Origin of the sequence: Pseudomonas rubra (assembly GCF_028656935.1) — a bacterium.
Lineage (GTDB): Bacteria > Pseudomonadota > Gammaproteobacteria > Pseudomonadales > Pseudomonadaceae > Aquipseudomonas > Aquipseudomonas rubra.
In genome coordinates, this window is record NZ_JAMDGZ010000009.1 from 1 (window position 1) to 12,106 (window position 12,106).

Below are 12,106 nucleotides of genomic sequence, written 5' to 3' on the forward strand. Positions count from 1 at the left end.
TTGATCGGAGAATCCCTAGAAGGCCGAGTTTACAACCACTGCGTTTCATGGCGACTCGCTGTATCCTTGCCCCACGCTAGGAGTGGCGACATGATTTGGCCTTCAGCAACTGATCGCCAACGTCGGAATCCGGATTTCCATCAGGTATTAACGTGAAGCGTGACATTAACCTTGTTGTCCTTCTGCTATCGGTCATATTCTTCTCGCTCGCTTCGTTGACGTTGTGGAAGGTGATGGCCTCTCGCGAGCACGCCCTAGAAGAAATCAACACGCACGGCCTGAACCTATCTCAGGCCCTCTCCACCTACTCCGAAGGTATAGTGCGGCAGAGCTCACTGCTTTTGCTCGGGCTTGTGGAACGACTGGAAACTGAAGGAAGCGGGCCGAGGCAGATTGAACGGCTCAGCCAATTGGTGAGCCGACAACAACCGCTGATGCCGCAGTTGAGTGGCGTTACAGTGTACAGCAAGGACGGGCTCTGGCTGATGTCCTCCAACCAGCCCAGCCAAACCGGTGCCAACAGCAGTGACCTGGTCTATTTTATCCATCACCGTGACAATCCTTCGCGAGAGCCGTTCGTTGGCCTGCCCATCCGCAGTAGCGCAAATCAGGAATGGGTAATCACTATTAGCCGTCGATTCGATGATGCCGCCGGTCAATTCGCAGGGGTTGTCGCAGTAACACTGGGTGTCGAGAACTTCCTGCGCTTGTTCGGCCAGATCGATGTCGGCAGCGACGGAGCTATCGGGCTGTTCTATACCGACGGCTCGATGCTTGTTCGCTACCCGTTCCGTGAACAGGACATGGGGCGCAACTTCTCCAATTCGCCCATCTACGCCAAGTACTTGGTCGACCGGTCGGTGGGGACCGCCTCCTACACCTCTAGTTTAGATGGTGTGGAGCGGCTTTATGCGTATCGCAAGAGCGATAAACTTCCGCTGGTGACGACCGTTGCGCTGGGCAAACGTGAGGCGCTGGCGGCCTGGCAGTTTGAGGCCAAATTGTCGGTGCTGTTGGTCTGTGGGCTATTGTTGCTCACCGGCGGCATCGGTTGGCTCCTAATCCGCGCCATGCTTCGGCGCAGCCTGGTCGAAGATGAACTGCGAGTGGCTCAGCAGCAATTGCTCGACAGCAACGAGCAGCTCGAGCGCCTAGCCATGCACGATGCACTGACAGGGCTGGCCAATCGTCGCAATTTTGATGACACCCTGACCCAGGAAGCCAGCAGGGCTCGGCGAAGCGGCAATGCCTTATCGCTGATGATGATCGATATAGATCACTTCAAGCGCTACAACGACAGCTATGGCCACTTGGCCGGTGATGACTGCCTGCAACAAGTGGCCAGTCGGCTGTCGGCTTGCATGCGTCGACCGCCCGACCTGCTGGCACGTTACGGGGGCGAAGAGTTTGCGGCGATACTGCCCGACGCTGACAGTGCTGGAGCGGCCACCGTTGCTCGGACGATACTAGAATACTTGGGCAATGAACCTATAATCCACCGCGACAGCCCCTTCGCACAGGTCACCGTGAGCATCGGCATCGCCTACGCCAGCGGCAGCGACTTGGAGACCGTGCAGGTACTGATTGCGCGCGCCGACCAGGCGCTATACATCGCGAAGAACACAGGCCGTAACCGCCTGCATATTGCCTGACGCCGGTGCGAGTATGCCTTGTTCGCGATCCCCATCGTTTCTAGTACGAGACTTCCTGCTTGGGAACCTCAAGCCCCTCTCACCCGCAGTCGACTGCTCCGCCGACTCAAAGATTGCTCAAAGGTAAGCGTGTGCCAACTCACCTTGTGTCTGTCACGCCAGCATCCACTGATGCGGCAGCTATTGGCTAATCTGCGACCTTCTGGGAAGGCCGCCGGGTCACCGCATTCTCTAGGTAAGCATAAGGCCAGATGTAAGCCCGGTGGATATATCCACCCAAAGCGGACATCGCTTTGGTGACTGACTTTGGCAACTGCGCATGCCCAAGCCCAGCTGAGTAAGCAGTCCGTGAACTCCCGCGTTGCCATTAGCACAACCCACAGTCAGGATGGGGGCTTCACCAGGCTTAGGGAAGAAGCCGTGTTCCGCATGAGTGTGCGGTTTGCATATACCGCCGCCTGCGTGCTGTTGGTTCTGGCGCTCGGCCCTGACAACTTGCTGGCCATCGGACGTGGCCTCAGCCAAGGTTTAGTAGCAGTTGCTGTATCTAGACTGGCATCAGGCCTGGGCAGCCATGATCTTCGTAGCGACAAGCGCCATGGCTGTACTCATGGTCAACCTGGTCACAGATCACGGCCTGCGGTATCTACTGGCCGCAAAGCTTCTGTGCGGCATGCTGCAGATCCTCGCCGGGAACCTGCGTCTGGGCGAACTGATGCGCTTCGTCTCACGTTCGGTCGTAACCGGCTGTGTCAACGCGCTAGCCATCCTGATCTTCATGGCCCAGCTCCCTGAACTGACCGACGTGACCTGGCCGGTCTACGCCATGACTGCTGCCGGGCTTGGGATCATTTGCCTATTCCCGTACGTACCTGTTCTGGGCAAGCTTCTGCCCTCGCCACTGGTTTGCATTCTGGTGCTGACTGCGACCTCGATGTATCTCGGCCTGGATATCCGCACTGTGGGCGACATGGGCTCGCTTCCGGATAGCCTGCCAATCTTCCTGTGGCTGGAAGTCCCGCTGGACCCTTAGAGCTTACTCATCATCCTGCTTTAGTCGGCGGCGCTGGCTGTCGTCGGATTGCTGGAATCGATGATGACTGCCACCATCGTGGATGATCTGACGGAAACGAACAGCCACAAGAGCCGCGAATGTAAAGCACAGGGCATCGCGAACATCACAGCGAGGCTGCTTGGCGGGATGGCTGGCTGCGCGATGGTCGGCCAGTCGATGATCAACGTGAAGTCGGGAGGTCGCACGCGTCTGTCAACGTTAAGCGCCAGCGTGCTACTGCTGGCGATGATGCTGTTCCTCGGCGATTGGCTCGCCAGTATCCCAATGGCGGCACTTGTCGGGGTGATGATCATGCTGTCCGTCAGCACCTTCAGCTGGCCCATGCACGTCGAAAGTTCTTCGACTTGCACGCCACCAACAAGAGCAAGATTGCCGAAAAAGCGTTGCACTACATCGCGGCCTTGTACGAAGTTGAACGAGAGGCACGCGAGCTGGAACCGGATGTCCGGCAGCGCATACGGCAGGAAAAAGCAGCACCGATAATCGACGCACTTCATACCTGGATGATCGCCCAGAGGCAGCTCTTCGAAAACTACAAGGCGTTGGAACCGGGTCAGTGGGTGAAGATGGGGCGCTGGGGTAGTGCAGATGAGGCTAGGGAAGAAATACGTAAGTCAGTAGCTGCTTACACTACAAAAAAGCTGATGCTGCACTGGAAAATCTGGACTGAACAGATCAAGCCCTTTGAGCCGCGCCGATTGGATCATTGTCGGATGTACCAAGGGGCGCAATTTTTCCATGACTTCTGTGTGGTGGAATTGGAATAGGGGCGGCTCGTAGCATGGGCCTCACATAGCCAGACTAGAAAATGGCGTCCGGACGCCATCGCATCACCTGATTTAGTCAGAAAGATGTGCTGCCCGAACGGATACGGAAAAAGCCGCCCGAAGGCGGCCAAGGGGACTACATGGATGAATCCTGAGTGTAGTCCTGATCCATCACTTTTTCAGTGTTTCGAGGTACTCCTTCAGGGTCTGCTCGTCCGCGGCTTTGACGGTCATCCCTTCAGGGCCGGTACCGATGTCAGTGAACTGCTTGGCCGGCTCACCGCTGGCCTTGAAGTCTTTGAGTTCCTGGGAATCCGCTCGGAACACCCACAGTCGCCCATCTTCGACCTCGGTAACGAAACCGGGTTTGTCGTACTGACTGGCATTGGCAGCACCGGCAAAAAGGCTGGAGAGGACCAGAGCCGCGAGGGTCATTTTTTTCATCACGAGTTCCTGTGTTGGGTTGGAATGGACGCAACCTAAAGGGCTGTCGATGACACTTTCATGACGCAGCCTGAATATACGTGTAATCAGATGTAAACATCCGCCGCCTCGTCGAAGCACCAAGAAAACCTGCACCGAGGCGCCACCAGAAGGCCATTGGGCTTCATAAGGCATATTTTTTGTTTACGGAACATACGGAAAAACATATATTTGATGTTCCGAATAAGCCCTGAGGTGCCCCCATGGCCTTCAAGACCCGCGTGCTCTTTGTCTGTACCGCTAATGCCGCTCGCTCGCAGCTAGCGGAGGCCCTCCTTAAGCACACAGATGACGAGCATTTCGAAGCGTTTAGTGCCGGTACCCAGCCCACCTCAATTGACCCACGCACGCTGGAGGCACTTGAGCATCTGAACGTGAGCACCGATGGCTTGCACAGCAAGGCCATTGGCGAATTCTCAGGTGAGCATTTCGATTACGTCATTACCTTGTGTGACAAGTCGGCAGCGGAATGCATGACGTCGTTGAAAGCTGGCGAGGTCCTTTCTTGGCATTTCGAAGATCCCGTCACCAGCAGCAAGCCTGACGCTTTCCGTCACACCCTTCATGAAATCCATGAACGTATCAAGATGTTCGTTCTGGTGAAAACCAAGCGCTGAGATCGCAATGACAGACCATCTGACCCCAACTACCGTCTTCAAATGCCTGGCAGATGAAACACGCATCCGGACCCTGCTGCTCATCACCGAAGAAAGTGAACTGTGCGTGTGTGAACTGACCTGTGCGCTACAAGAAAGCCAGCCGAAAATTTCCCGTCACCTGGCCCAACTACGCACCTGCGGTCTACTGGCAGACCGTCGTCAAGGGCAGTGGGTGTACTACCGCCTGCACCCTAATCTCCCGGATTGGGTCGTCCAGATCTTGCAGAGCACACTCGCTTCAAACCGCCACTGGCTCAGCCCTGACGCCAAACGCCTTGAACAAATGGGTGACCGACCTGAAAGGGCCGCTGCCTGCTGCTGAATATCGCCAAGGATACGTCGATGAAAATTCTCTTTCTGTGCACTGCAAACAGCTGCCGTAGCATCCTTTCCGAAGCCGTCTTCAACGACATGGCACCGAAGGGTTTCAAGGCCTATAGCGCTGGGAGCCAGCCAAAGGGCGAAGTTCACCCCCTCAGCCTAAAGACTCTGATCAAAGCCGGCATTGGCACGAATGGTCTTTTCAGCAAGCCTACCGATGCTCATCAGTCGCTTGCCCCGGATTTTGTGATCACGGTCTGCGACAAAGCGGCCGGTGAAGCATGCCCCGTGTTCTTCGGGCCTGCTATCAAAGCCCACTGGGGGCTGGCAGACCCTTCCGACATGGAGGGGAGTACCGAACTGATCGAAGGCGCCTTCGATCACACCGTGGAAATCATTCGTAACCGCGTTCGGGCATTCCTCGCCCTGCGGTTCGAGCACATGAGTCCTGAGCAGTTGAAAGCAGAGCTGGCACTGATTGGCACGCTGGGAGCATGACCATGAGCAAGAGCAAGAGCCGCCTGTCCTTTCTGGATCGCTACCTTACCCTGTGGATTTTTCTGGCCATGGCCCTGGGTGTGGGCCTGGGCAGCTTCTTCGAAGGTTTTCCGACGTGGCTGAACAGCCTGTCCGTGGGCTCCACCAATATCCCCATTGCCATCGGCCTGATTGTGATGATGTACCCGCCATTGGCGAAGGTGAAATACGAGGAGCTACCACAGGTCTTCAAAGACAAGCGCATCCTCGCCTTGTCGCTGATTCAGAATTGGGTGATTGGCCCGGTGCTGATGTTCGGGTTGGCTGTCGTATTCCTCTCCGACAAGCCCGAGTACATGACCGGCCTAATCCTCATCGGCTTGGCACGCTGCATCGCCATGGTGCTGGTGTGGAACCAGATTGCAGGCGGCAACAACCAGTACGTTGCGGGCTTGGTCGCCTTCAACAGCATCTTCCAAATTCTGTTCTTCAGCGTGTATGCCTGGATCTTCCTGGGCCTTCTGCCGCCGCTGTTCGGGCTGGAAGGTAGCATCATCGAAACCAGCTTCATCGAAATTGCCCAATCGGTACTGATCTATCTGGGTATCCCATTCCTGGCTGGCTTCCTGACCCGCAAGATCCTGATCAGCCGTAAGGGCTCCGCGTGGTACGAGGAGCGCTTCATTCCGAAGATCAGCCCGCTGACGCTCGTGGCGTTGCTGCTGACCATCGTCGCTATGTTCAGCCTGAAAGGCGACATGGTGCTGCAACTGCCTCTGGATGTGCTGCGCATAGCCATCCCGCTAACCATCTACTTCGTGGTGATGTTCTTCATCAGCTTCTGGATGGGCAAGCTGCTGGAGGCCGACTACCCACGCACCACCGCGCTGGCATTTACCGCTGCCAGTAACAACTTCGAACTGGCCATTGCCGTGGCCATTGCCACTTTTGGCCTTGCCTCGCCGGTAGCATTTGCCACCGTCATCGGGCCTTTGGTGGAAGTACCGGTACTGATCTCCCTGGTCGGCGTTGCCTTGTGGCTCAAGCGTCGCTGGTTCGATCAGCCATCTGGTGCCTTGTCCCAGGAGTGAAATCATGACCGAACACCATATCCCCAACATCGACAGTGATCTGATCGATCTGCCGTCTTCCGAAAAGCTGGCTATCGAGCAGCAGTCCACTCACAAACCGCGCATCCTGCTGCTGTATGGATCGACCCGAGAGCGCTCTTTCAGCCGCCTTCTGACCGAGGAAGCAGCCCGCCTGCTGGAGCACTTCGGTGCCGAGACGCGGATCTTCAATCCGTCGGGCCTGCCGCTGCCGGATGACGTACCCGACGACCACCCCATGGTCAAAGAGCTGCGCGACCTGGTGCTCTGGTCGGAAGGCATGGTCTGGTGTTCACCAGAACGCCACGGTGCGATGACCGGCGTGTTCAAGTCGCAGATCGACTGGATTCCGCTGAGCATGGGTGCAGTGCGGCCGACGCAGGGCAAAACCCTCGCGGTGATGCAGGTCTGCGGTGGCTCGCAGTCATTCAACGTGGTCAACCAGCTGCGTGTCCTCGGCCGCTGGATGCGCATGTTCACCATCCCTAACCAGTCGTCCGTGCCGAAGGCCTATCTGGAATTCGAGGAGGCGGGCCGCATGAAGCCCTCTTCGTACTACGACCGTGTCGTCGACGTGATGGAGGAGCTGGTGAAGTTCACCCTGCTGCTTCGTGACCGCTCCGACTACCTCGTCGATCGCTACTCCGAGCGCAAGGAGTCGGCAGAGGAACTATCCAAGCGTGTCAATCAACGATCCATTTGAGGCTCTGTGAGCATGCAATTGCACCCGTATTCCGTGTTGGCTACTTCCGAACTGGTCGGCCAACTGATCTTCACTCCGTGCCCAGGGACCAAGGAGACATCGGTATCTCAGGCACTGGCAACGTTGCGCGAAGGCGGCGCGAGCGCGCTGGTAACCCTGATGCCGAGTGAAGAACTACTGCAGAACGAGATCGATCTGCTGCCCGAGGAGTGCCAACTGCTCGGCCTTGAATGGTTCCACCTGCCGGTGGAAGACGACCAGGCACCCGGCGAGCCCTTTGCTGCCGCCTGGGAGATCCACCGGGAACGCCTGAAAGAGTTGGTGATAACTGGCAAGACGATCGCCATTCACTGCAAAGGCGGCTCCGGCCGCACCGGCCTGTTTGCGGCCCGCCTGATGATCGAGTGCGGTATTCCCGTGCAGGAAGCTGTTGCTCAGGTCCAGGCCCTGCGCCCACGGGCAATTCAGAACCCAACGCACGTCGACTACATAAACCAGTTCGCCAATACCCTCTGACCGTCCCCTGACGGCTACGCGAGAACAAAAACATGGCAATCAAAGTAGGAATCAATGGGTTTGGCCGCATCGGTCGCTTGGCGCTGCGCGCGTCTTGGGACTGGGCGGAGTTCGAGTTTGTGCAGATCAATGACCCGGCCGGTGACGCCGAGACCCATGCCCATCTGATCAACTTCGACTCGGTGCACGGCCGCTGGCGCCGTGAAGCCCGTGCAGAGGGCAGTATGGTGGTGATCGACGGCAAGCGCATTCAGATCACCGCAAACAAGACCATCGCAGACACCGACTGGTCGGGCTGCGACCTGGTCATCGAGGCCAGCGGCAAGATGAGGTCGGTAACCGTGCTCCAGGCCTACCTGAATCAGGGCGTCAAACGTGTGGTGGTCTGCGCTCCAGTGAAGGAGAAAGGCGTACTGAACGTGGTAATGGGCGTCAACCAGCACCTGTTCGACCCGGCGCAGCACCGTCTCGTCACCGCCGCTTCCTGCACCACCAACTGCCTGGCCCCGGTGGTCAAGGTGATTCATGAGAACCTGGGCATCCGCCACGGCTCGATCACCACCATCCACGACCTCACCAATACCCAGAGCATCCTCGATACGCCACATAAGGACCTGCGCCGCGCCCGTGCCTCCGGCATGAGCCTGATCCCAACCACCACGGGTTCGGCCACTGCGATCGCCGAGATCTTCCCCGAGCTGCGCGGCAAGCTGAATGGTCACGCTGTGCGCGTACCGCTGGCCAACGCCTCGCTGACCGACTGCGTGTTCGAAGTGGAACGCGAGACAACGGCTGAAGAGGTCAACGCGCTGCTGAAAGCAGCGGCCGAAGGGCCGCTTAAGGACATCCTGGGCTACGAAGAGCGCCCCTTGGTGTCCATCGACTACCGCACCGATCCGCGCTCCTCGATCATCGACGCGCTGTCGACCCTGGTGGTCAACGGCACCCAAGTGAAGATCTACGCCTGGTACGACAATGAGTGGGGCTACGCCAACCGTGCAGTTGAACTGGCACGCCTGGTCGGCGCAGCGGAGTAAGCGGCGATCATGAAGGCGTTGTCAGCCCTATCTGCAGAAGTGCGTCAGTACCTGCTGGTTACCGGCAATTACTGGGCCTTCACCCTCACCGACGGCGCATTGCGCATGCTGGTGGTACTGCACTTCCATTCGCTGGGCTACACGCCGCTGCAGATCGCCGCGCTGTTCCTGTTCTACGAAGTGTTCGGCGTGATCACCAACCTGGTGGGTGGCTACCTCGGCGCCCGCCTGGGACTCAACCGCACCATGAACATCGGCTTGGGCATGCAGGTCTTTGCACTGCTGATGCTCACGGTGCCGGCAGCCTGGCTGACGGTGCCGTGGGTGATGGCCGTCCAGGCACTGTCCGGCATCGCCAAGGACCTGAACAAGATGAGCGCCAAGAGCTCCATCAAGCTCCTGGTCCCGGACAGCCAGCAAGGCACTCTCTACAAATGGGTGGCCATCCTGACGGGCTCGAAGAACGCGCTCAAAGGCGTGGGCTTCTTCCTCGGCGGAGCACTGCTCGCGTTGCTCGGCTTCAGCCTGGCGGTGCTGGCCATGGCAGCAGTACTGGCCATGATCTGGATCGGCAGCCTGGTGCTGCTGAAAAAGGACTTGGGCAAAGCCAAGGCCAAACCCAAGTTCCGCGACATGCTGTCCAAGAGCCGGGCCATCAACATCCTCTCGGCCGCACGGCTGTTTCTCTTCGGTGCCCGGGACGTCTGGTTTGTCGTAGCGCTGCCGGTGTACCTGAGCACCGCGTTTGGCTGGGATTTCTGGCTGGTCGGCGGCTTCTTGGCCGCGTGGATCATCGGCTACGGCATCGTCCAGTCCTTTGCCCCCCACATTACCGGCAAGAAGCGCGATCATGTGCCTGACGGCCGAGCGGCCTTTATCTGGGCGATCGCCCTGGCTGGATTGCCCGCGCTTATTGCCCTGGGCCTATCGGTAGGCTGGTCAGCTCAGATGGTGCTGCTCGGTGGGCTGATGCTGTTCGGCGTACTCTTCGCCGTGAACTCATCGCTGCATAGCTACCTGATCGTCAGCCATGCCAAGGAAGACGGCGTGTCCCTGGATGTGGGCTTCTACTACATGTCCAACGCCCTCGGTCGCTTGGTCGGCACGCTGCTGTCAGGTTGGGTGTTTCAGGCCTATGGGTTGGAGGCTTGCTTGTGGGTTTCCAGCATGTTCGCATTGACCGCCGCGCTCATCTCGATAGGACTGCCCAGACACCACAAAATGAAACAGCAGACCCACTGATCACTTATTCAAGGCGGATGCATTCGATGGCATAGCTAGCCGACTACCGATGCGCCATGCCAGCGACGAAGAATTGTTATGTTGGATCAGCCTCTTATGAATCAAACAAGCATCACTGATACTCCCCAACATTCACGCTGGACTGTTTTCCTCATTTTTTTGCGTTTGGGTCTGACCTCTTTCGGAGGCCCACTCGCTCATCTGGGGTACTTTCGGGATGAGTTCGTGGTACGTCGGCAGTGGCTAAGCGAGCGCAGTTACGCAGACTTGGTTGCCCTTTGTCAGTTTCTACCAGGTCCTGCTAGTAGCCAGGTTGGCATCGCATTGGGGCTGACACGCGCCGGCTATGGCGGCGCACTGGCTGCATGGCTAGGTTTCACATTACCTTCGGCGATTGCCCTGATCCTCTTCTCACTTGGCATCGCCAACTATGGCGATGCCATGCCGGCTGGCGTGCTGCACGGTTTGAAGGTAGTGGCTGTGGCAGTAGTTGCCCAAGCGGTGTGGGGTATGGGACGCAATCTGTGTCCTGATGTGCCACGTATTTCTATCATGGCAGCATCGACATGCTTGGTATTGCTGCTCCCATCCGCCTTGGCGCAGATAGGGGTCATTGCGCTTGCCGCAGTCATTGGCGTGCTGCTATTCAAGCCGCAACCGTGCGGAGCCCATGAGCCGCTGTCCATTGGCATCCGACGTCGCGCTGGCCTGTGCTGGCTGACTTTGTTCTTTGCCCTGTTGCTCGGCCTACCTCTTCTGGCTACGTGGTTACCAAGTCAGATGCTGTCGAGTATGGATGCCTTCTACCGTGCCGGATCGCTGGTTTTCGGGGGCGGGCATGTCGTGCTGCCACTCTTGCAATCCGAAGTCGTGACTTCAGGCTGGGTCGACAGCGATGTGTTCTTGGCAGGCTATGGCGCCGCGCAGGCGGTTCCCGGACCGCTATTCACCTTCGCGGCATTCCTTGGTGCTTCGATGAGCCAGGCGCCCAATGGTTGGGTAGGAGGTCTGATCTGCCTGCTGGCGATCTTCGCACCTTCATTTTTACTGGTGGTGGGCGCCTTACCGTTCTGGGAGCATCTACGCCGGAATGCGCGTACACAAGCAGCACTGCTTGGCATCAACGCCGCTGTAGTCGGTCTATTGCTTGCCGCTCTCTATCAGCCGGTTTGGACGAGTGCGATCCACGCTCCGGAGGACTTTGGCTTGGCCCTCATGGCGTTGGTAGCCTTGATGTTCTGGAAGCTGCCACCTTGGCTGGTCGTACTCGGCAGCGGAGTTATGAGTGGGCTAGTCAGTACTGCCTCATAAAGCCATACCCCTGAGTTTGCAAGAGAATGAATAGGTCCAGATACCTCGACCAAGCGGATGGCGGAACTCGTCCAGACTGGCTGCGGCCTACCGCTGATTTCCGGTGGTTCGCGGTCAGCAAATAAATATGAAACGTCTGTAATCAAGGGGCAGTGTCAATTCACCCTACATCATCACAGTCATGATCAAAGACAAGCATTGATCAGGCCATCTATCAGTGGCCAGTAAATCAGATTAGACCGATGCGTCGAGAAGAGAGATTGCTATAACGTTTAAGTTTTTGCTGGTGCCGTATTGCAAGGATAGCTGTGCAGCCGGATGTAGATTAGTATCTAGCTGGTAGATATCGGCGGCAGGGATTCCCGCAGTGTGATTCGCTTCGGTGCTGGAGATTGGTTTGCCAAAAATTTTGTGAGAGTCGTACCTTTCGTGGATCTCGCAAAGTGACTTTGGCAGCGGTGCGGGATAAGTAGGGAGTTCTGAATATGCGTCATTTCTGAGTCGGATGTAGATCGCTTCAAATCTGTATGCAATTGGTTCAAAGACCAGTTCGATGCCTGAGATGCTCTCAATTTCAAGTGAGTCGCTATCCTCATATTGGGACTCGCGGATGGAGTTCTTCTCAATTAGTCCAAGCTTCACGAGGTCGTGATATGTCTTGCCCAGATTGTTGATCAGTAACTCGAGCTGTCCTTTCATCGGCATTCCCATTGATGGCTCAAACTTTTCAAGTTGTCATATCCTGAGGGGGAAA

At 57.3% G+C, this 12,106-nt stretch carries 12 protein-coding genes and 3 pseudogenes; 13 read left to right on the plus strand and 2 right to left on the minus strand.

Going from position 1 to position 12,106, the window contains the following annotated elements; all coding sequences use genetic code 11:
* Window positions 1-152: 152 nt before the first annotated feature.
* The 4 genes and pseudogenes from M5G17_RS03575 to M5G17_RS27530 all read left to right on the plus strand — a co-directional run.
* Window positions 153-1,652: a sensor domain-containing diguanylate cyclase gene (locus tag M5G17_RS03575; protein WP_273891642.1), complete on the plus strand. Its 1,500-nt coding sequence runs from the start codon at window positions 153-155 to the stop codon at window positions 1,650-1,652.
* Window positions 1,653-2,081: 429 nt separating this feature from the next.
* A pseudogene (locus M5G17_RS27525) lies at window positions 2,082-2,222 on the plus strand (LysE family translocator); the annotation flags it as partial.
* Between the two features lie 4 nt (window positions 2,223-2,226).
* Window positions 2,227-3,045 (plus strand): annotated as a pseudogene (locus tag M5G17_RS03580) (SulP family inorganic anion transporter); the annotation flags it as partial.
* Window positions 3,042-3,305 (plus strand): annotated as a pseudogene (locus M5G17_RS27530) (IS66 family transposase); the annotation flags it as partial. The pseudogenes M5G17_RS03580 and M5G17_RS27530, both read left to right, overlap by 4 nt.
* Before the next feature lie 360 nt (window positions 3,306-3,665).
* Here the strand turns inward: M5G17_RS27530 and M5G17_RS03590 are convergent.
* Window positions 3,666-3,938, minus strand: coding sequence for a hypothetical protein (locus M5G17_RS03590; RefSeq protein ID WP_273891643.1), 273 nt, complete (start codon window positions 3,936-3,938; stop codon window positions 3,666-3,668).
* 242 nt (window positions 3,939-4,180) lie between these two features.
* Here M5G17_RS03590 and M5G17_RS03595 point away from each other — a divergent pair, with 242 nt between their 5' ends.
* The 9 genes from M5G17_RS03595 (at window position 4,181) to chrA (ending at window position 11,352) form a co-directional block, all read left to right on the plus strand.
* Entirely contained in the window at window positions 4,181-4,594 is a 414-nt protein-coding gene (locus M5G17_RS03595) for an arsenate reductase ArsC (RefSeq protein WP_273891644.1), read from the plus strand.
* A gap of 7 nt (window positions 4,595-4,601) precedes the next feature.
* On the plus strand, window positions 4,602-4,958 hold the full coding sequence (locus M5G17_RS03600) for a metalloregulator ArsR/SmtB family transcription factor (protein WP_273891645.1): 357 nt from the start codon (window positions 4,602-4,604) through the stop codon (window positions 4,956-4,958).
* Between the two features lie 20 nt (window positions 4,959-4,978).
* Window positions 4,979-5,455 carry an arsenate reductase ArsC gene (locus M5G17_RS03605; RefSeq protein WP_273891646.1) on the plus strand — a complete coding sequence of 159 codons (477 nt, stop codon included), beginning with the start codon at window positions 4,979-4,981 and terminating at the stop codon, window positions 5,453-5,455.
* Between the two features lie 2 nt (window positions 5,456-5,457).
* Window positions 5,458-6,525 carry an ACR3 family arsenite efflux transporter gene (arsB, locus tag M5G17_RS03610; RefSeq protein ID WP_273891647.1) on the plus strand — a complete coding sequence of 356 codons (1,068 nt, stop codon included), beginning with the start codon at window positions 5,458-5,460 and terminating at the stop codon, window positions 6,523-6,525.
* Window positions 6,526-6,529: 4 nt separating this feature from the next.
* On the plus strand, window positions 6,530-7,246 hold the full coding sequence (arsH, locus tag M5G17_RS03615) for an arsenical resistance protein ArsH (RefSeq protein WP_273891648.1): 717 nt from the start codon (window positions 6,530-6,532) through the stop codon (window positions 7,244-7,246).
* 12 nt (window positions 7,247-7,258) lie between these two features.
* Complete coding sequence (locus M5G17_RS03620) at window positions 7,259-7,762, plus strand: phosphatase domain-containing putative toxin (RefSeq protein ID WP_273891649.1); 504 nt, start codon at window positions 7,259-7,261, stop codon at window positions 7,760-7,762.
* A gap of 32 nt (window positions 7,763-7,794) precedes the next feature.
* Window positions 7,795-8,799, plus strand: a complete 1,005-nt coding sequence (locus M5G17_RS03625; RefSeq protein WP_273891650.1) for an ArsJ-associated glyceraldehyde-3-phosphate dehydrogenase — start codon at window positions 7,795-7,797, stop codon at window positions 8,797-8,799.
* A 9-nt stretch (window positions 8,800-8,808) separates the two neighbouring features.
* Entirely contained in the window at window positions 8,809-10,041 is a 1,233-nt protein-coding gene (gene arsJ / locus M5G17_RS03630; RefSeq protein ID WP_273891651.1) for an organoarsenical effux MFS transporter ArsJ, read from the plus strand.
* Window positions 10,042-10,137: 96 nt separating this feature from the next.
* Window positions 10,138-11,352 carry a chromate efflux transporter gene (chrA, locus tag M5G17_RS03635; protein WP_420793338.1) on the plus strand — a complete coding sequence of 405 codons (1,215 nt, stop codon included), beginning with the start codon at window positions 10,138-10,140 and terminating at the stop codon, window positions 11,350-11,352.
* A gap of 234 nt (window positions 11,353-11,586) precedes the next feature.
* Here the strand turns inward: chrA and M5G17_RS03640 are convergent, their stop codons facing one another.
* Complete coding sequence (locus M5G17_RS03640; RefSeq protein ID WP_273891652.1) at window positions 11,587-12,051, minus strand: DUF6392 family protein; 465 nt, start codon at window positions 12,049-12,051, stop codon at window positions 11,587-11,589.
* Between the last annotated feature and the right edge of the window lie 55 nt (window positions 12,052-12,106).